Here is a 23,954-nt window from a genome sequence, read left to right as displayed (position 1 = left end):
ACGGCGGCGTCTTAGCGGGAATTGGCGTCGCCCGCAAATGGCTTTGCTGTCATATTCGGGTGGCTCACGACCTCGTCATCATGAAGGCACCATCAGCGGTGCCCGCTGCTTCAGCCAACCCGAAATCTTCTCCATCTGCGCGGCGAACGACAAAAGCGTCTCCTCGTCGCCCGGGCGGCCGGCGGCCTGGATGCCGAGAGGCAGGCCGGCGTCCGTCACATGGACCGGCAGCGCGATCGACGGCTGGCCGCTGACATTGTGAATCGCCGGCCAGTGGGTGAACAAAAGGCTCTTGTCCATCAGCTGGCCGAACAATGGCTTCAGCTTCAGCAGGGGCGTGAGATGCAGCTTGTCGAGAAGGTTTTCGATCAGCTCATCGGCGCCTTTCGGGTCCATGGCGCCGCAGACAAGCGGCGGGTGGGCTATGATGGGCATCAGCACGGCGTCATATTGCGCGGTCTCGGCGATCAGTTGCCGCGAGGCGGCGTGCAGCCGCTGCAGGCCGGCATAGGTCTCGCCGGCCGAGATCATTTCGCCCAACCGGCCGAGCACCCGCGTGGCGCGCTCGATGTCGCCGGTGACGGAACGGCCGACGCGCAGCTTTTCCGCCCGCAGCATGCCGGCAACGGCGGAAGCGACCGTCCTGCAGAAGTCGGCGAAGAAATCGCGGCCGATGAAGGGCAGGTCGATGTCCTCGACCGTATGGCCGCCTTCGCGGGCGAGCGCCACCGCCGTGTCCAGCGCGACAAGCGTCTCGGCCGAAATCGGCAGGCCAAGCGGCGACTTGCGATACACGGCCAGCCTGAGCTTGCCGGGATCGCGCGCCGCGGCGGCGGCGAATGTGCCCTTCGGCGGCAGCGCCGCATAGGGCGACAAGGAGTCGGGGCCATGGGTGAGGTCGAGCAGCAGCGCGCAATCGCGCACCGAGCGGGTAACGGCATGGTCGACCACCATGCCGTACCAGCTTTCGCTCACCAGCGGCGTCAGCGGGATGCGGCCGCGCGAGGTCTTGAGGCCGACAAGCCCGGTGCAGGCGGAAGGCACGCGGATCGAGCCGCCGCCATCGGAAGCATGCGCCACCGGCACGACGCCGGCGGCGACCAGCGCCGCCGCGCCACCCGACGAGCCGCCGCTGGTGTGGCCGATGTTCCAGGGATTGCGGGTGATGCCGAAGGCTTTTGATTCGGTCATCAGCCGAAGCCCATGCTCGGGCGATGTCGAGGTGACGATCGGGATCAGCCCGGCGGCGAGGTAGCGCTCGGTCATGGTCGAATTGAAGTCGGGCAGCCAGGCCGGAATGCGACTGCCGCCATGCGACGGCACGCCTTTGATGGCAATGCCGAGGTCCTTGATGGCAAAGGGAACGCCGGCCAGCGGCAGCGAGCGGTCGATGGTCTTTGCCCGTGCCCGTGCCGCGTCATAGAGCGGTTCGGCCGTGGCATTGATCTCGGGCCGGGTGGCCTCGGCGCGCGCGATCGCCGCATTGGTCAGTTCGATCGCGGACAGGTCGCCCTTACGCACCATGCTGGCGAGGCTGGTTGCGTCTTCCTCCCAAAGGATCCGTTCGATCGACATCAGTGCTTCCCCACTCCCCCAAGTTAGCCAGCGGCGATTTACTTGGCAATTGAAGCCGGCGCCGGAACGCCGGAACTTTAGGCGCACGGAATATTCCGTCGTTGCAAATACAATGCAATCACCTAATTTGCCCCGCATGACGCCGCAGGACATCACGAAGCTGATCGTCCGGACTTCCATGAAGGATCGGGCCGCGTTCGATCTGCTCTACCGGCGGACCAGCGCGAAACTTTTCGGCGTGTGCCTTCGTGTATTGAACGACCGGGGAGATGCGGAAGAAGCGTTGCAGGAAGTCTTCGTCAAGATATGGACAAAGGCGGACCGCTTTGCCGTCTCCGACCTGAGCCCGATCTCCTGGCTGGTGGCGATCGCCCGCAATCACGCGATCGATCGCGTCAGGGCGCGGCGCAAGCCATCCGCCGATATCGATGCCGCGCTCGACGTGGCCGATCCGGCGCCTGGACCCGAAGCGATGGTGGTGGCGGGCGACGAATCCGAACGCGTCCATCATTGTCTCGACGAGCTGGAGAAGGACCGGGCGGCGGCCGTCCGGGGCGCTTATCTCAAGGGCGAAAGCTATGCCGAACTTGCGGAGCGCCACGGCGTGCCGCTGAACACCATGCGTACCTGGCTGCGCCGTAGCCTGATGAAACTCAGGGAATGCCTGGAAAGATGACGCTGGCAGAGGACAATGGACCGGAACGTGGCGGCGACGACCTGTTCGCCGCCGAATACGTTCTCGGCGTTCTGCCGGCGGAAGAACGGCGGATTGCGTCCAGGCGGATCGACGCCGAGGCCGATTTCGCGCGGCTCGTCGACGGCTGGGAGGCCCGCCTGTCGCCGCTCGCCGCCGCCTATCCGGACGTCGAGCCGCCGGCAGCGGTGAAGACCGCGGTCGATCGCCGCCTGTTCTCCGGCGCCACCGAGCCGGCCGCCGAGCCGCGCGCCGGCCTATGGTCCAGCCTCGCCTTCTGGCGCGGGCTGGCCACCGCGGCTGTCGCGGCACTGGCACTCTATGTCACGGTCCCCTATGTCAATCGGCCGGCGGAACAGCCGCAGACGCGGCTGGTCGCCTCGCTCGCCGCCGACGGCAGCGACGTCAAATATCTCGCCGTCTATGATTCAGAACGGCATGAAGTCAGCCTGTCGCATGTTTCCGGTGCGCTCGCATCCGGCAAGGACTTCGAACTGTGGATGATCGAGGGCAAGAACGCGCCGGTCTCGATGGGCGTCATCCCGGCCGGTGCGACGGCGCATATCGGCGTCTCGCCCGCCACGCAGCAGAAGCTCGCGCAGGGGGCTGTGCTGGCGGTCAGCCTGGAGCCATCTGGCGGTTCGCCGACCGGCCAGCCGACCGGACCGGTGGTCGCGGCCGGCGATCTGAAGGGCATCTGACCCGCCACCTCTCACCGCGAGGCCGCCGCCAGAATAATTACAATCCATCTTATGTCACGCATGTCCAAGCGACCGCGTGAGCCGGCAAACTTTGGGTGGAATAAATCCCTTCACTAAAGCTAAATAAGCTAAATAAGACAAAACATTCTGAAACTCCCGCATTTGTGCTCCGTATCTTTCGCGTCCCCAAAAATGGGAAGAGAAACCCGAGGAGTTTGAACATCATGCGCAGATTCGCCACCCTTTTGCTCGCCGGTTCGATCGTTGTCTCCGCGCTGGCCACCGCCGCCTATGCCCAAAACCCGATGGTTGGCGGCGCCGCCATGTATGCCAACAAGACCATCGTCGACAACGCCGTCAATTCGAAGGATCACACGACGCTGGTCGCGGCGGTCAAGGCCGCCGGGCTGGTCGACACGCTGCGGGGCGCCGGACCGTTTACGGTCTTCGCGCCGACCAATGAGGCCTTTGCGGCGCTGCCTGCCGGAACGGTCGAGACGCTGCTCAAGCCCGAGAACAAGGACAAGCTCGTCAAGATCCTGACCTGCCATGTGATCGGCGCCAAGGCGATGGCGGCGGACGTAGCCTCGATGGCGAAGGCCGACGGCGGCACGCACAAGGTCAAGACGGTCGGCGGCTGCGAGTTGTCGCTGAAGGCCGCTGGCGGCAAGGTCACCGTCACGGACGAGAACGGCAATGCAGCCGATGTGACGATCGCCGATGTCGAACAGTCCAACGGCGTCATCCACGTCATCGACAAGGTTTTGCTGCCAAAGATGTAACAAAGGACTTGCCGCCGACGAAGTCGCAGCAAGAGCTCTCGTCGATTGCATGGTCCCGCTCCCGTGATCGGCAACCGGCACGCGCTCCGCGCCGTTCACATCGAACGGCGCGGAGTTCGTTCGGGAGTGAACCGTCACCGGCTTTTGATTTCCGCGTGGCGGCGCGGTCTGGCAAAAGGACAACAGGAGGAATTGGTGATGAACCGTCGCGACTTTCTTTTGAGCGGCGCCGCCGCCATCGGCATCGTAGGAGCCGCGGCGACAATGCTGCGCATGGGCAGCCCGCAGCCCGCACGGGCCGCCGAAAAATTCGAGGTCACCAAGACCGACGACGAGTGGAAGGCCATCCTGTCGCCGGCCGCCTTCGACGTGCTGCGTAAGCAGGGCACGGAGTATCCCGGCACCAGCCCGCTGCTCAACGAGCATCGCAAGGGCATATTCGCCTGTGCCGGCTGCGATTTGCCGGTCTATCCGTCCGAGACGAAATTCGATTCCGGCACCGGCTGGCCGAGCTTCTGGCAGGAGATCGCCAATGGCATCGGCAAGACCGAGGACCGGTCGCTGGGCATGACCCGCACCGAGGTGCACTGCCGCCGCTGCGGCGGCCATCTGGGCCACGTCTTCGACGATGGCCCGGCGCCGACCGGCCTGCGCCACTGCATCAACGGCGTGGCGCTGACCTTCAAGCCCGCCACGGCCTGAAAGCTCTAATCCGAATTAAAAAACTCCGGGCCTTGCGACCCGGAGTTTTTGCGCGGTCAGGGTTTTCGGGCGTGGACTGGAGGAGCTTCCCGATCACCGCTGCCACGGTTCCTTGCTTCAGTGCCCGCCGCCGCCACCGCCACCGGGCGCTGCCGGCTTCTTGATCAGCATGGTGAACAGGCCAAGCGTCGCGAACAGCACCGTCAGCAGGTAGAACACATCCATGAAGGACAGCAGCGCCGCCTGCTGATGGACCATGCCCGACAGCTTGGAGATCGCGGCGGTGCTGGCGTCGAGGCCAATGCTCTGCTCGAAGTTGAGCGTCATGTTCTGCAGCTTGGTCTGCGCGGCCGCACTGCCCCACTGCACATGCTCGGCGAGCCTTGCATAGTGGAAGGCATTGCGGTCGATCAACACGGTGTTGATGAGGGCAAGACCGACCGCGCCGCCCAGATTGCGGGTGAGGTTGAACAGGCCGGACGCGTTCTTCAGCCGGTCGGGCGGCAAGGTGCCGAGCGCGATGTTGTTAATCGGCACCATGCACAGCATCATCGAGCAGCCGCGCAGGATCTGCGGGATGAGCAGCTCATAAAAATCCCAGTCGGCGGTCAGATGCGTCATCCACCATGTGCCGGTGGCGAAGCCGAAGAAGCCGATCATCATCATCAGCCGCAGGTCCATCTTGCTCGACAGGAAACCGGAGATGGGCGCGGTGACGAACATGGCCAGGCCGCTGACGAACAGCGCTTCGCCGATCATCATCGAATCGTAGCCGCGGATGTGGCCGAGGAACACCGGGTAGAGATAGGTGAGCCCGTAGAGGCCGATGCCGATAACGAAGGAAAACAGCGAGCCGAAGGCGAAGTTGATGTTGCTGAACGCCTTGAGGTCAACGATCGGCTCCTCGGCGGTGAACACACGCCAGAAGAAGATCACCGCGCCGATGGTCATGACGATGGCGCAGATAAACACGGCCTGGTCCTGCAGCCAGTCATTGTTCGGACCCTCTTCCAGCACATATTCCATGCAGCCGAGAAAGGCCGCCATGCCGGCCAGGCCCCACCAGTCGAACTTGTTGAACAGTTTGAGGTTGGGCTTGTCGAAATCGATCAGCGACCAGGCCGCGGTCGCCACCAGGATGCCGGGCACGACATTGACCAGGAACAGCCAGTGCCATGAAAAGGCGTGACTGATATAGCCGCCGACGGTCGGGCCGATGGTCGGCGCCAGCGTCGCCACCAGGCCGATCATCGGCGAGACGATGGCGCGGCGCGAGGGCGGGAAGATGGTGAAGGCCGCGGCAAAGACGCTCGGGATCATGCCGCCGCCGATGAAGCCCTGCACGGCGCGATAGACGATCATCTGGTCGATATTGGTGGCTGTCGCGGCAAGAGCGCTGGCTGCGGTGAAGCCCGCCGCCGCGATGGTGAACAGCACGCGCGTCGACAGCATGCGGCTGAGGAAGCCGGACAGCGGGATCATCACCACCTCGGCGATGAGGTAGGCGGTCTGCACCCACGGGATCTCGTCGGAGCTGGCGCTGAGGCCCGCCTGGATCTCGGCCAGCGAGGCCGAGACGATCTGGATGTCCAGGATCGCCATGAACATGCCGAACACCATCGCCAGGAAGGCGATGACGCGTCGGGTCGAGATGGTGTCGGGAACGGCCGGCCTTGCCGGCGGCGATCCTGCGGTGATGATTGCGGTTGCCATTTCCTGAGCCTCCTTGAGGCAGGCCGGGCGGTCCGGCGCTTGATAAGCCGCCGAGCCGCCCTCCGAAAGCGCTTAGTTGCTGGTCGTGGCCGGCGCCGTGCGGCTGTCGACGGCGACGACAACGCTGAGCCCGGCGCGCAACTTGCCGGTCTTCAGGGCATCGGCCGGGACATCGATGCGGACCGGGATGCGCTGCACCACCTTGGTGAAGTTGCCGGTGGCGTTCTCGGGCGGCAGCAGCGAGAACACCGCGCCTGACGCCGGAGCGAGTGACGAGACGGTTCCCTGGATGGGCTTGCCGTCGATGGCGTCGACCGAGATATTGACCTTTTCGCCCGGCACCAGCCGGGCAAGCTGCGTCTCCTTGAAATTGGCGACGATGTAAAGCTTGTCCATCGGCACGACGACGGCGAGTTTCTGGCCGGGGCTGACGAGGTCGCCCTGCTCGACCGAACGGTTACCGACGATACCGTCATAGGGCGCCTTGAGCACGGTGAAGGACAGGTCGCGCGCGGCCTTGTCGTGGCTGAGCTGCAAGGATGCGAGCGTGCTCGCCGACTCGGCGCGCTGCGCCTCGAGCACGCCGATATTGGCCTGGGCGGCCGCGATCTGCGCGTCGGCGCCGACGAGAGCGGCATTGGCCTGGTCGAGCGCGGTCTGGGCGTCGTCCAGCTGTGCCTGGGTGCCGACATGCGTCTTGACCAGTTGCGCGGCGCGCTGCTGGGCGCGGGCGGCGTTGTCGGCGGCCGCCTGGTCGGCGACCTTCTGCGCCTGCGCCTGCTGCAGGGACGCCTGCGCGGCCTTGGTCTGCGCGTCGATACGGTCGAGCGTCTTCGCCAGCGTGGAAATCTGCGCCTCGGCCTGGGCAACGGCTATTCTGTAGTCGCCGTCGTCGATCGTCAGCAGCGGGTCGCCGGCCTTGACCACCTGGTTCTCGCTGACCTTGACCTGATCGACATAGCCGGAAATCTTGGGCGAAACGAACGCCATGTCTGCCTGGACGTAAGCGTCGTCGGTCGAAATCATGAAACGGCCCGTGGTCCAGTAGTCATAGCCATACCAGGCGCCACCGGTCAGAAGGGCAAGGCCAATGATCGGCAGCAGGAACGAGCGCACCGAACGCTTCTTCCTTGCCGGCGCCTCCGCGGGCGGCGGTGCAACGACAGGCTGGAAAGGGACTTCCGGTGCTTCCGTCGCCGGGGCAACCTTGGCGTGGGGAAAAGGACGGACTTCGGCGGTCGAGGGCGCGTTCGAGGACATGACATCTCTCTAATTGTTATAATACTGAACCGTTCGGTTCGATCCGGCCGTTGACATAGCGCGAAAAGAGGACCATATCAAGAGGCAATCGAACCGGTTGGTTCGAATTATTTTCGAGGTGTCATCCGATGGCCGAACCCGATGTTGACAAGGAACAGTGCGACCTGTTGGAGAGCCTGCGCCGTGGCCGCCCGGCGGCTGGACAGGATCCGGTCAAGCGCAGCCAGATCATCGATGGCGCCCGCCGTGTCTTCATCGACAAGGGCTTCGAGGCCGCGTCGATGAACGACATCACGCGTGAAGCCGGCGTGTCGAAAGGCACCATCTATGTTTACTTCGCCAACAAGGAAGAGCTGTTCGAGGCGCTGATCGAGGAAGAGCGCGGCACCATCTTCAAGAACATGTACGACATGCTCGACCGTGCCGACGACCTGCGCCAGACGCTGGTGAAGTTCGGCAAGGTGCTGTCCATGAAGATCACCTCGGCCAAGGTCATCCAGGCGCAACGCACGGTGATCGGCGCTTCCGACAGGATTCCCGACATGGGCGCGCGCTTTTACGAGCGCGGCCCCAAACGCGGCCATGACAAGGTCGTGACGTTCCTCAATGCAGCCGTCGAACGTGGCCTGCTCAAGATCGACGATGTCGATCTTGCCGCCTATCAGTTCACCGAGCTTTGCCTGGCCGGGCTTTTCCGGCAGTGCATCTTCGCCTACCGGACCAAGGCTCCGAACCAGGAAGAGATCGACCACATCGTCAGGTCGGGTGTCAACATGTTCCTGAAGGCCTACGGCACCGAACAGCTCGCCGAGGAAGAAAGCCACGAGATGATTGGCCTGGAGGCCAAGTCATAGCCACCGGTCCTTACCTCTGTTCCCTAGCCGCCATTGGCCGCAAGCACGATCGCGGCCTGCAATTCCTCAAGGCCTTCGCCCTTTTCCGATGATGTCGCGAGCACGAACGGAAAGGCCGCCGGACGCTTCTTGATCTTGGCCAGCGTCTCCTCGATCAGCCTTGGCACGCCGGCAGCCTTGATCTTGTCGGTCTTGGTCAGCACGATCTGGTAGGACACCGCCGCCTTGTCGAGCAGCGACAGGACCTCGTCGTCCTTGGCCTTGATGCCGTGGCGGGCATCGATCAGCACATAGACCCGCTTCAGCGTGACACGGCCCTTGAGGTAATCGAAGACCAGCTTCGTCCACTCGTCGACCTTCTCCTTGGGCGCGGTGGCGTAGCCGTAGCCCGGCATGTCGACCAGCGCCATCGGCGGCAGGTCGGCGCCCTCGCCCGAAAATCCGTCCGGCACGAAATAATTGAGCTCCTGCGTTCGCCCGGGCGTGTTGGAGGTGCGCGCCAGCCCCTTCTGGTTGACCAGGGCGTTGATCAGCGAGGACTTGCCGACATTGGAGCGACCGGCAAAGGCGATTTCCGGCGGGCCTTCCGGCGGCAGGAATTTCATCGCCGGCACGCCGCGGATGAAGATCCATCCGCGCGTGAACAGGTCGGTGCCGATCACGGCGCTGTTTTGAGTGTTCAAGCTGCTGCCTCCAGAAGAGAGATGTCGGCGCCCCGGTCCGTCCATGTCGGTTCGTCCGGGAATTGGCGGATCGGCGCATCCGGAAACGGAAGGCGCCGGTCAAAATAACGTGATCCGCCCTATAGCACCAAACGGGGGAGCGAGTCTTCGTTGGCGGACAAGCTCATTTGTTGCCGCGGCAGATCACGATCGGATTGGACAGCGCGCTGTCGAAACCACTGCCCTGATAGACGGTGACGTTGGCGGCGCCGGGCGGCAGCATGAAGGTGCCTTCGACCACTTTCTGGTCGCCGGATGTCGTATGGAGATCCCAGCTAAACGTGCAGAATTGCTGGGGCGCCTTGGGTTCGACGTGGCTGCAGTTCAGCTGCGCGCCACCCAGCATGGCGGCACCGCCGCAGCTGACCGCCTCCTTTGCCACCGCCGCGCCCGGGCACCCGACGAGAGCCGTCACGGCTGCGATCCTGATCCAATCCATCGTCGAAATCCTTGCCGGAAAATTCTCGCCGCCTGGGCGCCTCTTGGGCGCCGTGGCCCATGCAATTTTCCTTCCGCGCGGCTTAATCCGTCTTGCACGCGCCGTCCAGCAGGATTATGTGCATGATGATAATAAGCATGCTCACGAAAAAGCTCCCGGCAGACCCTGATCTCCTTCCATGTCCTCCTCGCCCAATATCAGCTTCGTGCTGCACGATGTCGCGCGTCTGCTACGGAAGCGGTTCGAGCAGCGTTCGCGCGCATCGGGGCTGACGCGGGCACAATGGCAGGTGCTGGCCTATCTTCGCTGCATGAAGGCATTTACCAGAACAAGCTCGCCGATCTCATCGAGATCATGCCGATCACATCCGCCCGGTTGCTGGACAAGAGGGAAGCCCGGGGCTTCATCGAGCGCCAGCCCAATCCAACCGACCGCAGGGCCTGGCTGTTTTATCTGACGCCGCAGCCCCACCCGCTGCTCGAGCTCATGCGCGGCAACGGCCAGAAAACACGAGACGAGGCCTTCGCCGGCCTTTCGTCGGATGCACGGCAGCATCTGCTGCAAACCCTAAGCTTGACCAAATCCAATCTGCTCGCGGCTTGCACCCAGCCAGCCGTCGACCGGGAGAAATTACATGGCTGAATCAACATCACCCAAGAGGCCTGCTGACAAGGAAAGCGTCGGCGAAAGAACCGGCGACCAGGTCATCCGGCTGGACAGCGAGCGCGAACAGAGGCGCGCCAACGTCGTCATCGACAATGACGAGCTGGAAGCGCCGGTCGCCCTGGAGCCGGCGGCGCTCGAGGCCCCGTCCAGGGAGCCGCAGCCACGGCAGGCCCCGGTCGCGGCTGTCGCTCCCGGGCCGGTCAAGCCGAGACGCAGCCTGACGCGGCCGGTGCTCTTTGCCTTGCTGCCCGTCGCGCTGATTGTCGGCGGCTATTACTATGTCACCGGCGGCCAGGTCATGACGACCGACAATGCCTATATCCAGGCCCAGTCGCTTGGCGTGTCCACCGACGTCTCCGGCACCGTGCGGGAAATAGACGTGCACGAGAACCAGGCTGTGAAGAAGGGTGACGTGCTCTTCCGCTTGCGGCCGGCCTCCTTCGAAACCGCCCTCGCCGCCGCCCAGGCCCAGCTCGGGACCGTGCGCAACCAGGTGCTGACCTTGCAGGCGAGCTACCAGCAGTCGCTGGCGCAGATCGAGCAGGCCGAGGCCGACATTCCCTATTACGAGGCCGCCTTCCAGCGCCAGCAGGATCTGCTCAAGACCTCTACCGCCTCCAAGGCGTCTTTCGACAGCGCCCAGCACGACCTCGTCGCGGCGCGCCAGAAAGTGTCCGTTGCCAAGTCACAGGCGCAGGCCACCCTTGCCCAGCTTGGCGGCGACGCCAACCAGCCGGTGGAGAAGAACCCCTTCTACCTCCAAGCCCAGTCTGGCGTGGACGACGCCCGGCGCAACCTTGACGATGCCATCGTCAAGGCGCCGTTCGACGGCATCGTGACCAATGTCGATGCGCTTCAGGTCGGCAAGTATCTGCCGGCTTCGCAGCCGGCCTTCGGCCTGGTCTCGTCGACCGATCTGTGGATCGCGGCCGAGCCCAAGGAAACCGAGCTGACCTATGTGCGGCCAGGACAGACGGCGACGATCAGCGTCGACACCTATCCGGGTGCCGTGTGGCACGGCACGGTTGCCTCGATCAGCCCCGCCTCGTCGTCGTCATTCTCGCTGCTGCCGGCCCAGAACACCACCGGCAACTGGGTCAAGGTCGTGCAGCGCATCCCGATGCGCGTGACCGTGGACGATATCGGGGGCAAACCGCCGCTGCGGGGCGGCATGAGCGTCGTGGTCGACATCGATACCGGCCATGCGCGCGGCCTGCCGGACTTCATCACCAATCTTATCAAGAGCTTCGGACAAAAGTCATGACCAGCGCGACCGCGGCAGGTGCCACACCGGTGGTCGCCAATCGCGGCGCCATCACGGCTTGCGTGATCCTGGCCGTCATCATGCAGGCGCTGGACACGACCATCGCCAATGTGGCGCTGCCCTACATCCAGGGCAGCGTTTCGGCGAGCGCCGACCAGATCAACTGGGTGCTGACCTCCTATATCGTCGCGGCCGCGGTCATGACGCCGCCCTCGGGCTACCTTGCCAACCGTTTCGGCCGCAAGCGCATCCTTTTGACCTCGATCACCGGCTTCGTGGTCGCCTCGGTGCTGTGCGGTTTCGCGCAGTCGCTGCCGCAGATCGTCGGCTTCCGCCTGCTGCAAGGCCTGTTCGGCGCGGCCCTGGTGCCGCTGTCGCAGAGCATCCTGCTCGACATCTACAGCGTGGAAGAGCGCGGCTCGGCGATGGCGCTGTTCGGCGTGTCGGTGATGGTCGGACCCGTGCTGGGACCGGTCATCGGCGGCTGGCTGACCGAAAATGTCAGCTGGCGCTGGGTGTTCTACATCAACGTGCCGATTGGGGCGCTGGCCTTCGCGGGTGTGTCGATGTTCGTCCAGGAAACGAAGCTGGACTTCAAGGCAAGGCTGGACTGGCTGGGCTTCGGCATGCTCAGCATCACCATCGCCTCGTTGCAGATGTTTCTCGACCGCGGCGAGCAGCTCAACTGGTTTTCATCGTCCGAGATCATCGTCGAGTCCCTGATCTGCGCATCGGCTTTCTACATTTTCCTGGTCCACACCTTCACCGGCCGCAACACCTTCGTGAACCCGAGGCTGTTCCTCGACCGGAATTTCGCCGTCGGCATGGTCTTCATCTTCATCATCGGCATCACCTATCTCGCCTCGCTGGCGTTGATGACGCCCTACCTTCAGACGCTGATGGGATATCCAGTGGTGACGGCCGGCATCGTCATGGGCCCACGCGGCCTCGGCACCATGGCCTGCATGTTCCTCGTCGGCCGGCTGGTCGGCAAGGTGGACACCCGCTGGCTGCTGTTGACCGGCCTGCTGATCACCGCCTGGGCGATGTATGACATGACCGGCTGGACGCCCGACGTGTCGCAATGGACGATCGTCAGCACCGGCTTCATCCAGGGCGCCGGACTGGGCTTCCTGTTCGTGCCGCTGACCACCATCACCTTCGCCACGCTGGCGCCGGAACGGCGCGCGGAAGGCACCGGGCTCTACAATCTGTCACGCAACATCGGATCCAGCGTCGGCATATCGGTGGTCACCGCTCTGCTGACGCAGAACGTGCAGATCAACCATGCCAACATCGCCACCTATGTGACGCCCTTCAACCAGGCGTTCGGCAATCCGGCGATCGCGCAAGCGATGAACCCCTACACCGCCGCCGGCCGCGCCGCGCTGGACGGCGTGGTGACGCTGCAGGCGACGATCATCAGCTACATGAACGACTTCAAGCTGATGATGATCCTGTCGCTGGCCGCCATTCCGCTGGTGCTCCTGCTGCGCAAGCCCGGGACGCCGGCCAAGGTCGACCACAGCGCCGTCATGGAGTGACGCCAGAACCCGGCTGATTGCGTCGGGGTATCGCGCGGCGACGCCTCAAAAGAAACCGCAAGCGCATGTGGGTCTTCCACCGGGTGAGGGCTGATCGGAATTGACAGCCTTTGGAAACGCGCAAGCAGTCACGCCGCGCGGGTGCTTTCAGTTTCGCCGATCACGGGAACAGATGCCCGCCCCCCAAAAGAGCTCCGACGGAACCAGGCTTTCTCGACAGGCCGTGCGGTTGAGGACGTCTGACCCGCCAATGCACTGGAACGAAGATCCGGACCTCAGATGCCGAAGGGGAATGTATCCGGTACCTTGCCGGTGCTGTCGGCCGACATGGCGAGCGGCGTGACCGCGGACGTTCGATCGAACCAGACGAAGGCATCGAACTGGAGGGAAACGGACGAGTCCATGTAATGGCTGAGCCGTTCAGTCTCCGGCCGGTAGATGACGCCGATATAGCGTTCCGGCCTCGGCGCCGCCAGATCGGCCCCGAGCTGGCCATGGCGCCCAAAATCCAGCAGGAACGACGGTTTGCCGCTGTCGTGACACAGCCGCTCGAAGCTGTGCGGCAGCGAAGGTTTCACATCCTTCACCTCCATCTCACCGTCCCAATCCGAGGCACAGGCGACAGTACCGGTATCTGTTCCGAAGCCGATCAGCGCCGCCCGGGCACCGAAGCGTTCCCGGCAGAGCTGGCCGATGTTGAGCTCGTCGCGGACAGTGCCCATATCGGTATGCCGCGCATCGCCGATATGCGAGTTATGCGCCCACACCACGGCCTTCGAAGCCGGTCCTTGCGCTTCGAGAAGCTGATCGAGCGTTTCGAACATGTGCCGATCGCGGAGATTCCAGGTCTCGGCGCCACCATAATACATCACGCGGTAGTACCGCTCGGCCGATGCGACCAGACGTGCGCTCTGCTTGGCGTCGAGGAGATCGCCGTCGCCCTCAGCCATCGATCGTTCGAACAGATCCATGCACTGCCGCACCACGGCCTCTTCGCAGGTTCTGTAGCCCGGCCGCAGCGCCGCGCGTCCGTAGGTGGTGGGCTCGTTCTGCCAAGGCATCAGACAGCCATAGCGCTCGCGCGCGACGGCGGCCGCTTCGGGATCAACCTTTTCCAGGTAGGCAAGCACCGTGGCGATCGAGCCGCTCATATTATAGAGATCCAGCCCGTAGAAGCCTGCTTTCCGCGCATGATCGGACACATCCCGGTTGTGTTCACGCAGCCAGCCGATGAATGCGGCCACCTCGGTGTTGCGCCACATCCAGGTCGGGAAGCGCTGGAAAGGCGGCTGCGCATCCGACTGCCGGTCCTCTGCGCGAACATATCGATTGATCTGCGCCGCATCCGGCCAGTCCGCCTCGACGGCCACGATGGTGAACCCGTGTCGCTGGAGGAGGCGTTGGGTGACCGCCGCGCGCGCGCGATAAAATTCCGAAGTGCCGTGGCTGGCTTCCCCGAGCAAGACGACGCGCCGGCTGCCGAACCGGTCGAACATCGCGCCGAAGGCCGGATCGTCGATCGGCGGCAGATCTTCGGCCGCCCGCGCGATTTGCCGCGGCAATGGAGGAGGGCGTACCTCGCGCGCCGACCGCGGGCTTTCGTCCTGCCCGCCATGCTCGCCGATCAACGGCACGAACATGACACCGCCGAGGTCCTCCTCCTCGAACTTGTTTGCCGCAATCCGCGTGAGCCGAACGAGCCGCTGGGAGTAAGGGTCTTCACCGACCGGAATGATCAGCCTGCCGCCGATCTCCAACTGCTCCTGCAAGCCGAGGGGAATGGATTTGCCGGCGGCCGCGACGACGATAGCGTCGAAGGGTGCCTTTTCCTGCCAGCCTTTCGTGCCGTCGCCGACCCTAACCTCGATGTTTCGGTAACCGGCGGCATTCAGCCGCCGCTCCGCCTGTTGCGCGAGCGATCGGTGCCGCTCGATGGTGAAAACGTGTTCAGCAAGTTCGGCCAGTACGGCTGCCGCGTAGCCCGAGCCGGTGCCGATTTCCAACACGCGATCGGTAGCCTCGATTTCGGCCATCTCAGCCATTTTCGCCACGATGAAGGGTTGCGAGATCGTCTGTCCGCTGCCGATCGGCAGCGGGCTGTCCTCATAGGCGAATTCCTCAAAACCTTCGTCGACGAATTGCTCCCGCGCGACCCGGCGCACCGCATTCAGAACCCGCTTGTCACGCACACCGCGGCGCGCGATGTGCGCCTCCACCATCCGATGCCTGGCGTGCTCGAAATCCAGCATGACAGCCTCCAATCAGGCGGTTGATCGGGTCGACGTGACGTCATTGACGAGCGAACTCTTTTCCGCGGTATCCGCTCTCCCGGCTTCCGGCCCCGGACCATCGCTGCCGGTCTTCCTCCGCACGCTCGACGCCGGTCGTGCCGGCTCCTATTCGTTAGTTCGCCCGGTCTGACGAGGATTGACCCCGCCTTGCGGTGTGGTGTCGTTTTCGACATCTCCCTCAAAAGTGTTCTCGCCGTCCAGTTCCTCGTCCTCGTCGAGAAGATCGCCACCTTTGATCGTGCCCCTGGAGGCGCCAATTCCGGGATTCTGCTTCAAATCCTTGTCGGTGACCTTGCGTGTCTTTGGATGAATGTTGCTGCTCATCGGAATGCCTCGCTGCAAGTAGCATGTGATGAGGTCGATCCGCTGCACTGCCTTGAATTTAACGGGCGCGTCGACCTGATCCTCCCACGCGGGAGCTTTTAGGAAGCCTTGTGCGCGAACTCTTGAACGCAGGATAAGTTCCATACGGACAATCCGGCAGCAGCGAGGTTCGATTTGCGGCAATGAGGTAGGCGAAGATGCCGGCTCGGTCCCTGGTCTCTATCGCGTGCCGGGCCACGGCATCGCGCGCTGCATCACTGAAATGAAAGGCTGAGCCCTGCAGGACACAGGACCCAGCCATCAAATCCGCTCTTGCCCAAACCGCCCAACTTTATGGTTCGGTTTACCGGGGCGGGCTCTTTGCCGAAGAAGCCCTCTATTCCGCCGGCGACGGTTTCTTGCGGAACAGGGCCATCAGATTGTCCCACAGTTCGATCTTGGCGCCCTGGCGTTTCATGATCACGCCCTGCTGCAGGATCGACAGCGTGTTGTTCCAGGCCCAGTAGATGACGAGGCCGGCCGGGAAACCCGCCATCATGAAGGTGAAGATGACAGGCATCCAGGTGAAGATCGCGGCCTGCGTCGGATCCGGCGGCGTCGGGTTCATGCGCATCTGCAGGAACATGGTGATGCCCATGATCAGCGGCCACACGCCAATCATCAGCATATGCGGCAGGGTGACCGGAACGAGGCCGAACAGGTTGAAGATCGAGGTCGGATCGGGCGCCGCCAGATCCTGGATCCAGCCGAAGAACGGCGCGTGCCGCATCTCGATGGTGATGTAGAGCACCTTGTAGAGCGAGAAGAAGACCGGGATCTGCAGCGCCACCGGCCAGCAGCCGGCGAGCGGATTGATCTTCTCGGTCTTGTAGAGCTCCATCATCGCCTGCTGCTGCTTCATCTTGTCGTCCGCGTATTTCTCGCGGATCTCGAGCATCTTGGGCTGCACCTTCTTCATGTTCGCCATCGACGCATAGGACTTGTTGGCGAGCGGGAAGAAAATGGCCTTGACGATGACGGTGGTGGCGAGGATCGCCAGGCCGAAATTGCCGAAGAATTTGTAGAGCGTGTCGATCAGCCAGAACATCGGCTTGGTGATGAAGTAGAACCAGCCCCAGTCGATCACAAGGTTGAACTGGCGAATGTGACGGTCCGCCTCATAGGCATTGATCTTGGCGACTTCCTTGGCGCCGGCGAAGATTTCCGTCTCGACGGTCGCGGACTGGCCGGCCTCGACATTGATCGGGTCGGTCAGGAAGTCGGACTGGTAGCGGTGGCGGCCATCCTCGAAATAGGCGTAGCGCGGCTGGAAAGGCTGTTTCTCGGTCGGTACCAAGGTGACGGCCCAATATTTGTCGGTAATGCCGAGCCAGCCGTCGGTCGACTTGCCCGGCGTGATCTGCTTGTCCGACTCGATCTTGGAGTATTTGTATTCCGCCAGACCCTCGGTTCCGGTAACGCCGATCAGGCCTTCATGCAGCACGTAGGTGCTGGCGACCGCCGGCTTGTCATAGCGCGTGACGCGGCCGTAGTTGAACAGCGAAACCGCGCTGCTGCCCGAGTTCTGTACCGTGTCCGAGACGGTGAACATGTAGTCATTGTCGACGGATACCGTACGCTTGAAGGTCAGGCCCTTGTCATTGGTGTAGGTGAGCGTCACCGGCGTCGACGGGGTCAGCGTCGGATTGCCGTCCACGCTCCACACAGTGTCCGCACCCGGTACCGTACCCGTCTTGTCGTTGCCGACGAAACCGATCTCGGCGAAATAGCCGGTCGGCAGGGCCTGCGGGTTGAGAAGCTCGATCTCGGGCGAATTCTTGTCGACGGTTTCGGTGTAGTGCTTGAGCCTGAGGTCGTCGAGGCGTGCGCCGGTCAGGTTGATCGAACCCATCAGGCTCGGCGTGTCGATCTTGACACGCTTGGAAGCCGCCAGGGCCTGATCGCGGCTGGCAGCCGTGACGGCATCACCGCCGGGCGCGTTGGGAATGGTGCCCGGCGCCGGCGCCGGGGTTCCAGCCCCCGGATTGGTGGCCTCGGCCGCCTTCTTCTGCTCTTCCACGCGCTGCTGCTCGACCTTGGCGGCCTCGCGCTGCTGTTCGACGCGCGGGTTCATGTAGAAAACCTGCCACAAAGTCAGGATCAGCACCGACAGCGCGATGGTGATGAAGAAGTTCCGGTTGTTTTCCATCGAGAGCCCTTGGCCTATCGTGTTCCGCGAAGTCGGCGGGAGAGTTCGGCCTTCAACTGGCCGAAGGGGGCGCGCAGCGCATCATCGCGCCCGACGATGACATAATCATTGCCGGGCATCATGTCATCGGCCGCGTGGACGCGGACGGCTTCTTTCAGCCGCCGCCTGATGCGGTTGCGCACAACGGCTTTGCCGACCTTCTTGGTGACCGTGTAGCCGACACGCGGCATCCCACCGTCGTCGCGGTCGAGGACCTCGACGAGGAAAAACCGCCCGCGGCGCTTTTCACCACGGCGGACGGCCAGGAATTCCGCGCGCTTCAGAAGCCGCTTGGGATTTTGCCCCACTGGCTTGCCGGTTGCGGGCAACGATCTCGTCTCGCTTAGGCGCTGAGCCGCTTGCGGCCGCGGTTGCGGCGAGCCGCGACGACGCCACGACCACCCTTGGTGGCCATGCGGGCACGGAAGCCGTGCCGACGTTTGCGGACGAGTTTGGACGGTTGGTAGGTACGCTTCATTTGTTTTAATACCGCGGGGTGCGGCCCTTCTTGATTCTGTCACTTTGTAACAGGAGCTTTGCCGGGCCGGTTTTGGCGCGATCGAAACCGCGCCGGGACGAATGGCCCGAGCGTGAGCGGGCTTATAGAAAGAAGGGTTTTTAAAGTCAATCCGGCGTCGTCTCGCCAGGGCGGCGGGCCATCTGGCGCAAATTTAATGTTCCGACCAAGGATAAAATTGGCAAAAAAGCCGTAATCGCCTAATCTTGGCTGATCAAGTGATTGTGAAGACAGAGTCGCATGAGCGAAACCAGCCAAGCGGGTGAAGGGACCGGAACGGCGCCAGCCGCCGTCCGCACGGTGCCGCTGTCGCGCGGACTGTCGACAAAGCTGCTGCTGCTGACGATCGTTTTCGTGCTGCTGGCCGAAGTGCTCATCTTCCTGCCCTGGATCGCCAGCTACCGGGTGAGCTGGCTCAAGGAGCGGCTGAGCACCGCCGCCGCCGTATCGATCGTGCTGGTGCAGGGCGAATCGACCTCCTTGTCGCGCGCGGCCCAGAATGACGTGCTGATGGCGATCGGCGCCAAGGCGATCGCGGTGCGCGATGGCGGCGTCTCGCGGCTTCTGGTGGTGGCCGACATGCCGCCGCAGGTCGATTCCCATATCGACCTCGCCAATGTCGGCATGATCAAGGGCATGACCGGCGCGCTCGACACGCTGTTCTTCGGCGGCGACCGCATGCTGCGTGTCTTCGGGCCGGTCGGCGACAGCGACAAGGAATTCGAGCTGATCATGCCGGACTACAGTCTGCGCAAGGCCATGCTGATCTACTCGCGCAACGTCGCCTTCGTCTCGCTGCTGATCTCGCTGTTCACGGCCATGCTGGTCTATGCCGCGATCGACCTGATCATGATCGGGCCGATCCGCACGATGACGCGTTCGATGCTGACCTTCTCCGAGGCCCCTGACGACCCTGCGCGCATCATCCATCCCGCCGACCGCGCCGACGAAATCGGCGTCGCCGAACGCGAGCTGTCGCAGATGCAGATACGGCTGCAGAAAATGCTTTCCGAACAGAAGCACCTGGCCGACCTTGGCCTTGCCGTGTCGAAGATCAACCACGACATGCGCAACATCCTGTCCTCGGCGCAACTGATTTCGGACCGCCTGCGCCAGGTCAAGGATCCGACCGTGCAGGCCTTCGCGCCGAAGCTTCTGCGCACGCTCGACCGCGCCGTCTCCTATTCGGAGGGCGTGCTGGCCTATGGCCGCACGCAGGAGCCACCACCTTCGCGCCGCCGGGTGAGGCTGCGCCAGCTGGTCGAGGACGTGCACGGCCTGCTCGACATCGAACACGGCATCGAGTTCATCAACGCCGTCGAGACGGCGTTCGAGGTGGACGCCGATTCCGACCAGTTGTTCCGGGTGCTGACCAATCTGTGCCGCAACTCGGTGCAGGCGATGGCGGCCGACACCGAAAGCGCCGTCGTGCGCCGGCTGGCCGTGTCGGCCGAGCGCATAGGCAGCGTCAGCCGCATCGCCGTCACCGACACCGGACCCGGCTTGCCGCCGAAAGCGCGCGAGAACCTGTTCGCGGCATTCCGCGGCTCGGCGCGCAGCGGTGGAACCGGCCTTGGCCTGGCGATCGCGCACGAACTGATCCGGGCGCATGGCGGCACGGTGGAGCTGGTCGAGAGCATTGGCGGGCGCACCACTTTCGCCGTGACCATCCCCGATCAGCCGGTGCGGCTCGACCAGGCCCGAGGCACCCTGCGCCGCCCGGCGTGACGCTTGCGCGCTGTCTTTCCGAGGCGCGTCGGACGTGACACTTTCGCTGAAGCTTCTTTCCTCCCAGCTTGAAACCAGACCGGCTCCCGGCAGCTTCGAAGCCCGGGAATCGGGACCGTCGTCACCGGATGACAGGACCACGACAAAACTTTTGCCGGATCGACTTGCTTTTCGCGATTTCAGTCGTTAGGGAACTGCACACATTCGCGGCCGGTCTTTCGGATCGGATCGCGGGCCGTTGAAAACACGGCCTGTTGCGCGCCCGTAGCTCAGCTGGATAGAGCACCAGACTACGAATCTGGGGGTCAGGAGTTCGAATCTCTTCGGGCGCGCCAATCGTGACATACTGATTTGGCGCGACATTTTCCCCAGCACTGGAACAAAACTGGGCACCTGCGCCTGCTTCCGGCCCGAAGAAGACGCCTGGACGGCTCAACTCGACTGACTTGTGGGCGACCCAAAGCTGACACTGCTCCTCGCATAAGAGGCGCGACCCTACTTAGTGTTTGCGGTATAGTGCTCGGGCAAAGCCACCACCGCCTGGGAGTAGGCACGTGGATGTTCGAGCATGGCTGGTGAGCCTCGGCCTCGGCGAGTATGCCGACGCCTTCGGCAGCCAAGATATCGATGAAGAGGTGCTCCCGAGCTTGACCGCCGACGACCTGACGGCGCTCGGGGTCACGTCGATTGGCCATCGGCGCAAGTTGCTCAGCGCCATTGCGGCCCTCGCCGAGAGTCCGACCCGGCCAACAACGGCCCAGCCCGCGCCCGCCCCCTCGGATTCTCGTGCAGAGCGACGGCAACTCACTGTGATGTTCGTCGACCTCGTTGGCTCGACCGAGCTTGCGCAGGCGCTCGACCCGGAAGACATGCGCGAGGTCATTCTCGCCTATCAGCAGGTGGTTGCGCGGGAGATCGCTCGCTACGACGGGCGCGTCGCCAAGCTGATGGGCGACGGCGTGCTCGCCTATTTCGGCTGGCCACAGGCGCACGAGGATGACGCCGAGCGCGCGGTGCGAGGCGGCCTCGCCGCTGTTTCCGCCACCGGCCGGCTGGCCGCGCCCGGCGGCAAGCCGCTAGCGGCGCGCGTCGGCATCGCCACGGGACTGGTGGTCGTCGGCGATCTGGTCGGCGAAGGCGCTGCACAAGAGGAAGCCGTTGTCGGAGACACGCCCAACCTCGCAGCCCGGCTGCAGGCACTCGCAGAGCCAGGCGCGGTCATCATCGCCGACGCTACGCAAAAGCTGGTCGCGGGGCTGTTCGTGACAGCTGACCTCGGTGAGCGCCTTTTGAAGGGCTTTGCCGCTCCGGTGCGGTGTCGGCGCGTCGTCGGCGAAACAGCCGCCGAAAGCCGGTTCGAAGCGCGGCACGCCGTGCTTGCACCTCTGGTCGGGCGGGACCGTGAGCTGGCACGCCTGCTCGAACGCTGGCACCGCGCGACAGCGGCAGAGGGTCGGGTCGTGCTGCTCGGCGGCGAGGCGGGCATCGGCAAGTCGCGCCTGATTGCCGCGCTCGCGGAGCGGGTTGCCGCCGAACCGCATGCCGAGCTGCGCTTCTTCTGCTCCGCCTATCATACGAACAGCGCGCTGCATCCTCTCATAGCGCATCTCGAGCGAGCGGGGGGTCTCGTCAGTGACGACAGTGCCGATAGCAAGTTCGACAAACTCAGGGCACTGCTCGCCAGGCTCCATATGGAGACGGACGAGGCGCTGCCGCTGCTGGCGATCCTATTGTCGATCGACCCAGGCGGACGCTACCAGCCGCCCAGACTGCCCGCGCCGACACTCAGGGCGCGCACGCTGGCAGCGTTGATACGGCTGGTCGAGGCGTCGGCGGCGAATAGGCCGGCGCTTGTGCTGGTCGAAGACACCCACTGGATAGACCCGACGACGGCAGAGTGGCTCGGAATGCTGGTTGAGCGGCTCGCCGGCCTGCGCGCCTTGCTGGTGGTGACGGCGCGACCGGAATTCGAGCCGCGCTGGACGGCGCTATCGTCTGTGGAGATCGTGCGGCTCGGACGGCTCGAACAGGAACACGGCATAGCGATCATAGAGCGCGTTGCAGGCAACAAAAAACTGCCGCCCGATATTTCCGACCGGATCCTGGCCAACACGGAAGGTGTACCGCTGTTCGTCGAGGAGCTGACGCGGACGGTTCTCGATTCCGGGCTACTGCTTGAGGCCGATGGGCGCTATCTCGCGATCGGGTCGCTGCCCAACCTGGCAATTCCCTCGACCCTGCAGGACTCGCTGATGGCGCGCCTCGACCGGCTGTCGCCGGTCAAGGAGACGGCCCAGATCGGCGCCTGCATCGGGCGCATCTTCGGCCACCGGCTGCTCGCTGCGGTGAGCGGTACGGACCAGGCGCGGCTCGACGATGCGCTCCACCAGCTCGAACAGGCCGAGCTGGTGTTTCGCAGCGGCGTCGCGCCGGAGGCGACCTATACGTTCAAGCACGCGCTGGTGCGCGATACCGCCTACCAGAGCCTGCTGAAGAGCCGGCGCCAGCAAATCCATGGCAGGATCGCCGCGGCGCTCGAAGCCGAGTTCGCCGAAATCACCGAAGCCGAACCCGAGACCGTCGCGCAGCATTACACGCTGGCCGGACTGGGCGAGGGCGTGCCATGGTGGCTGCGGGCGGGGCAGCGCGCGATGGCAAGGTCTGCCAACCGCGAGGCCGCAGCTCACTTCGCCAAGGGGCTCGAGCTTGCCGCGTCGCTGCCCGCTTCCGAGACCCGGCTCGGGCAGGAAGTTTCACTGTGGACGGCGATGGGCTCGGCTCTTGTCCCCGCCAAAGGTTGGGCCGCCCCGGAACCCCTGCAGGCATTTTCGACCGCGCGGGAACTTGCCGCGCGGCTCGGCGATAAAGTCAAGCTGTTCGCAGCGGTGCGCGGCGAGAGCGGCTGCCGCACCATCTCGGGCGACCTGCGCGCCGCCGAAGCTCTTGCCATGCAGTGCAAGACGCTCGGGATGGAGCTTGCCGAGGCATCCGGCGATTCTGAGTACCTGCTGGAGGCACACCATCAGCTCTGGGGCGTCAATTTTTATCTCGGCAGGTACGAGTCCGCTGAATCGTTTGTCAGATATGGCCTCGAAACCTACGACTACGAGAGGCACCGCCACCTTGCGTGGGGCTATACCGGGCACGATCCCGGCGTCTGCTGCAGGTCGTTCCGCGCGCAGATGCTCTGCATATGCGGCAAGCCTGACAGGGCGATCCAGCAGGCAAGGGAAGCCGTCGCTCTGGCCCGGCGCGACTCGCATCCCCTTAGCTTGGCCCAGGCACAGATGGCCCTCGGCGTTGTCCACCTCCTGCGGCGAGAGCCCGGAGAGGCGCGAGGCTGGACTGAAAAAGCCATTGCGGTGTGCACCGAGTTCGCCCTCCCGCTGCTGCTGGGGCAGGCCCGCGCCTTCTTCGGCTGGGCGCTTGCCGGCCTGGGTGCGTTGGACGATGGGATTGGCGAGATGCGTGATGGGATCGCGGCGATGGCCGCGACCGGCGCCGACATGGGAATGGCCGCTTATCTGTGCGCGCTCGCTCGGGCCTGCGGCGAGCGCGGCGAGGCAAGCGAGGGGCTGGCCGTTCTGGAGCAGGCGTTCGACACGCTCGCCAAATCAGGCTCCACATATCAGCTGCCCGAGCTGTTGAGTGCGAAAGGAGAGTTGCTGTCACGGCTGGACCCGCGCGGCGACGCCGCCGAAGACCCTTTGCGGCAATCTCTGGCCGCCGCCCGCGAGCAGGGCGCGATACTGGCCGAGTTGAGGGCCGCCTTTCGCCTCGCGGGGCTTTGGGCCAACCACGGCCGCCGCAAGGAGGCGCGAGAGTTGCTCGCACCGGTCTATGCGGCATTCAACGAAGGCCTCGACACGCCTGACCTGATGGAGGCCGGCCGCCTGCTGCAACGGCTTCCGCAAGGAGCGACCGCGGTGCCCTAGGGAGGAGTGCCATGCT

At 64.1% G+C, this 23,954-nt stretch carries 19 protein-coding genes, 1 tRNA gene and 1 pseudogene; 11 read left to right on the top strand and 10 right to left on the bottom strand.

Annotated features, from left to right (window positions below):
* Window positions 1-78 precede the first annotated feature (78 nt).
* The gene (locus FJ930_RS24785) at window positions 79-1,575 is read right to left on the bottom strand and encodes an amidase (protein WP_141840481.1); all 1,497 of its coding nucleotides are present in this window, start codon (window positions 1,573-1,575) and stop codon (window positions 79-81) included.
* A 136-nt stretch (window positions 1,576-1,711) separates the two neighbouring features.
* Between FJ930_RS24785 and FJ930_RS24780 the strand changes: the two genes are divergently transcribed.
* The 4 genes from FJ930_RS24780 (at window position 1,712) to msrB (ending at window position 4,454) form a co-directional block, all read left to right on the top strand.
* Window positions 1,712-2,251, top strand: coding sequence for a sigma-70 family RNA polymerase sigma factor (locus tag FJ930_RS24780; protein WP_141840499.1), 540 nt, complete (start codon window positions 1,712-1,714; stop codon window positions 2,249-2,251).
* On the top strand, window positions 2,248-2,970 hold the full coding sequence (locus tag FJ930_RS24775; RefSeq protein ID WP_141840480.1) for an anti-sigma factor: 723 nt from the start codon (window positions 2,248-2,250) through the stop codon (window positions 2,968-2,970). Before FJ930_RS24780 ends, FJ930_RS24775 begins: the two co-directional genes overlap by 4 nt.
* Window positions 2,971-3,194: 224 nt before the next feature.
* Entirely contained in the window at window positions 3,195-3,752 is a 558-nt protein-coding gene (locus tag FJ930_RS24770; protein WP_141840479.1) for a fasciclin domain-containing protein, read from the top strand.
* A gap of 198 nt (window positions 3,753-3,950) precedes the next feature.
* Window positions 3,951-4,454, top strand: a complete 504-nt coding sequence (msrB, locus tag FJ930_RS24765; RefSeq protein ID WP_140743914.1) for a peptide-methionine (R)-S-oxide reductase MsrB — start codon at window positions 3,951-3,953, stop codon at window positions 4,452-4,454.
* 117 nt (window positions 4,455-4,571) lie between these two features.
* Here the strand turns inward: msrB and FJ930_RS24760 are convergent, their stop codons facing one another.
* Together FJ930_RS24760 and FJ930_RS24755 are read right to left on the bottom strand one after the other, a co-directional pair.
* The gene (locus FJ930_RS24760; protein ID WP_141840478.1) at window positions 4,572-6,167 is read right to left on the bottom strand and encodes a DHA2 family efflux MFS transporter permease subunit; all 1,596 of its coding nucleotides are present in this window, start codon (window positions 6,165-6,167) and stop codon (window positions 4,572-4,574) included.
* Window positions 6,168-6,239: 72 nt separating this feature from the next.
* Window positions 6,240-7,427 (bottom strand): HlyD family secretion protein, encoded by a 1,188-nt coding sequence (locus FJ930_RS24755; RefSeq protein WP_141840477.1) that lies wholly within the window; start codon window positions 7,425-7,427, stop codon window positions 6,240-6,242.
* Window positions 7,428-7,555: 128 nt separating this feature from the next.
* Between FJ930_RS24755 and FJ930_RS24750 the strand changes: the two genes are divergently transcribed.
* On the top strand, window positions 7,556-8,281 hold the full coding sequence (locus FJ930_RS24750) for a TetR/AcrR family transcriptional regulator (protein WP_141840476.1): 726 nt from the start codon (window positions 7,556-7,558) through the stop codon (window positions 8,279-8,281).
* 23 nt (window positions 8,282-8,304) lie between these two features.
* Here the strand turns inward: FJ930_RS24750 and yihA are convergent, their stop codons facing one another.
* Together yihA and FJ930_RS24740 are read right to left on the bottom strand one after the other, a co-directional pair.
* A complete protein-coding gene (yihA, locus tag FJ930_RS24745) occupies window positions 8,305-9,009 on the bottom strand; it encodes a ribosome biogenesis GTP-binding protein YihA/YsxC (protein WP_181763460.1) in 705 nt (234 codons plus the stop codon).
* Between the two features lie 118 nt (window positions 9,010-9,127).
* Window positions 9,128-9,442: a hypothetical protein gene (locus tag FJ930_RS24740; RefSeq protein ID WP_141840474.1), complete on the bottom strand. Its 315-nt coding sequence runs from the start codon at window positions 9,440-9,442 to the stop codon at window positions 9,128-9,130.
* Between the two features lie 178 nt (window positions 9,443-9,620).
* Between FJ930_RS24740 and FJ930_RS24735 the strand changes: the two are divergent.
* The 3 genes and pseudogenes from FJ930_RS24735 (at window position 9,621) to FJ930_RS24725 (ending at window position 12,916) form a co-directional block, all read left to right on the top strand.
* Window positions 9,621-10,084: pseudogene (locus FJ930_RS24735) on the top strand (MarR family winged helix-turn-helix transcriptional regulator).
* A complete protein-coding gene (locus tag FJ930_RS24730; RefSeq protein WP_141840473.1) occupies window positions 10,077-11,372 on the top strand; it encodes an HlyD family secretion protein in 1,296 nt (431 codons plus the stop codon). The pseudogene FJ930_RS24735 and the gene FJ930_RS24730 overlap by 8 nt, the downstream one beginning before the upstream one ends.
* Window positions 11,369-12,916 (top strand): DHA2 family efflux MFS transporter permease subunit, encoded by a 1,548-nt coding sequence (locus tag FJ930_RS24725; protein ID WP_141840472.1) that lies wholly within the window; start codon window positions 11,369-11,371, stop codon window positions 12,914-12,916. The genes FJ930_RS24730 and FJ930_RS24725 overlap by 4 nt, the downstream gene beginning before the upstream one ends.
* A 275-nt stretch (window positions 12,917-13,191) precedes the next feature.
* Here the strand turns inward: FJ930_RS24725 and FJ930_RS24720 are convergent, their stop codons facing one another.
* From FJ930_RS24720 to rpmH, 5 genes are all read right to left on the bottom strand, one after another.
* Entirely contained in the window at window positions 13,192-15,165 is a 1,974-nt protein-coding gene (locus FJ930_RS24720; RefSeq protein WP_141840471.1) for a protein-L-isoaspartate(D-aspartate) O-methyltransferase, read from the bottom strand.
* 147 nt (window positions 15,166-15,312) lie between these two features.
* Window positions 15,313-15,531 carry a hypothetical protein gene (locus tag FJ930_RS24715; RefSeq protein WP_140744099.1) on the bottom strand — a complete coding sequence of 73 codons (219 nt, stop codon included), beginning with the start codon at window positions 15,529-15,531 and terminating at the stop codon, window positions 15,313-15,315.
* 376 nt (window positions 15,532-15,907) lie between these two features.
* The gene (gene yidC, locus FJ930_RS24710) at window positions 15,908-17,719 is read right to left on the bottom strand and encodes a membrane protein insertase YidC (protein ID WP_141840470.1); all 1,812 of its coding nucleotides are present in this window, start codon (window positions 17,717-17,719) and stop codon (window positions 15,908-15,910) included.
* A gap of 14 nt (window positions 17,720-17,733) precedes the next feature.
* Window positions 17,734-18,087, bottom strand: coding sequence for a ribonuclease P protein component (rnpA, locus tag FJ930_RS24705; RefSeq protein ID WP_140609842.1), 354 nt, complete (start codon window positions 18,085-18,087; stop codon window positions 17,734-17,736).
* A gap of 14 nt (window positions 18,088-18,101) precedes the next feature.
* Window positions 18,102-18,236: a 50S ribosomal protein L34 gene (gene rpmH / locus FJ930_RS24700; RefSeq protein WP_008833937.1), complete on the bottom strand. Its 135-nt coding sequence runs from the start codon at window positions 18,234-18,236 to the stop codon at window positions 18,102-18,104.
* Window positions 18,237-18,515: 279 nt separating this feature from the next.
* On the opposite strand from rpmH, the gene FJ930_RS24690 reads away from it, so the two are divergent.
* The 3 genes from FJ930_RS24690 (at window position 18,516) to FJ930_RS24680 (ending at window position 23,938) form a co-directional block, all read left to right on the top strand.
* The gene (locus tag FJ930_RS24690) at window positions 18,516-20,003 is read left to right on the top strand and encodes a HAMP domain-containing sensor histidine kinase (RefSeq protein ID WP_141840469.1); all 1,488 of its coding nucleotides are present in this window, start codon (window positions 18,516-18,518) and stop codon (window positions 20,001-20,003) included.
* A 258-nt stretch (window positions 20,004-20,261) separates the two neighbouring features.
* Window positions 20,262-20,338: transfer RNA gene (locus tag FJ930_RS24685), tRNA-Arg, on the top strand.
* A 219-nt stretch (window positions 20,339-20,557) separates the two neighbouring features.
* A complete protein-coding gene (locus FJ930_RS24680; RefSeq protein ID WP_141840468.1) occupies window positions 20,558-23,938 on the top strand; it encodes an adenylate/guanylate cyclase domain-containing protein in 3,381 nt (1,126 codons plus the stop codon).
* Window positions 23,939-23,954 lie beyond the last annotated feature (16 nt).

Origin of the sequence: Mesorhizobium sp. B2-4-15 (assembly GCF_006658505.1) — a bacterium.
Classification (GTDB): Bacteria; Pseudomonadota; Alphaproteobacteria; order Rhizobiales; family Rhizobiaceae; genus Mesorhizobium.
The sequence above is the reverse complement of the archived record's forward strand: the minus strand, read 5'-3'. Positions and strand labels throughout refer to the sequence as shown.

Coding starts and splice junctions, on each gene's coding strand:
- msrB (WP_140743914.1), top strand. CDS start 3,951: ATGAACCGTCGCGACTTTCTTTTGAGCGGCGCCGCCGCCATCGGCATC.
- FJ930_RS24785 (WP_141840481.1), bottom strand. CDS start 1,575: ATGTCGATCGAACGGATCCTTTGGGAGGAAGACGCAACCAGCCTCGCC.
- FJ930_RS24760 (WP_141840478.1), bottom strand. CDS start 6,167: ATGGCAACCGCAATCATCACCGCAGGATCGCCGCCGGCAAGGCCGGCC.
- FJ930_RS24755 (WP_141840477.1), bottom strand. CDS start 7,427: ATGTCCTCGAACGCGCCCTCGACCGCCGAAGTCCGTCCTTTTCCCCAC.
- FJ930_RS24690 (WP_141840469.1), top strand. CDS start 18,516: ATGAGCGAAACCAGCCAAGCGGGTGAAGGGACCGGAACGGCGCCAGCC.
- FJ930_RS24730 (WP_141840473.1), top strand. CDS start 10,077: ATGGCTGAATCAACATCACCCAAGAGGCCTGCTGACAAGGAAAGCGTC.
- FJ930_RS24720 (WP_141840471.1), bottom strand. CDS start 15,165: ATGCTGGATTTCGAGCACGCCAGGCATCGGATGGTGGAGGCGCACATC.
- FJ930_RS24770 (WP_141840479.1), top strand. CDS start 3,195: ATGCGCAGATTCGCCACCCTTTTGCTCGCCGGTTCGATCGTTGTCTCC.
- rpmH (WP_008833937.1), bottom strand. CDS start 18,236: ATGAAGCGTACCTACCAACCGTCCAAACTCGTCCGCAAACGTCGGCAC.
- FJ930_RS24715 (WP_140744099.1), bottom strand. CDS start 15,531: ATGAGCAGCAACATTCATCCAAAGACACGCAAGGTCACCGACAAGGAT.
- FJ930_RS24775 (WP_141840480.1), top strand. CDS start 2,248: ATGACGCTGGCAGAGGACAATGGACCGGAACGTGGCGGCGACGACCTG.
- FJ930_RS24750 (WP_141840476.1), top strand. CDS start 7,556: ATGGCCGAACCCGATGTTGACAAGGAACAGTGCGACCTGTTGGAGAGC.
- FJ930_RS24740 (WP_141840474.1), bottom strand. CDS start 9,442: ATGGATTGGATCAGGATCGCAGCCGTGACGGCTCTCGTCGGGTGCCCG.
- yihA (WP_181763460.1), bottom strand. CDS start 9,009: ATGGACGGACCGGGGCGCCGACATCTCTCTTCTGGAGGCAGCAGCTTG.
- yidC (WP_141840470.1), bottom strand. CDS start 17,719: ATGGAAAACAACCGGAACTTCTTCATCACCATCGCGCTGTCGGTGCTG.
- FJ930_RS24780 (WP_141840499.1), top strand. CDS start 1,712: ATGACGCCGCAGGACATCACGAAGCTGATCGTCCGGACTTCCATGAAG.
- FJ930_RS24725 (WP_141840472.1), top strand. CDS start 11,369: ATGACCAGCGCGACCGCGGCAGGTGCCACACCGGTGGTCGCCAATCGC.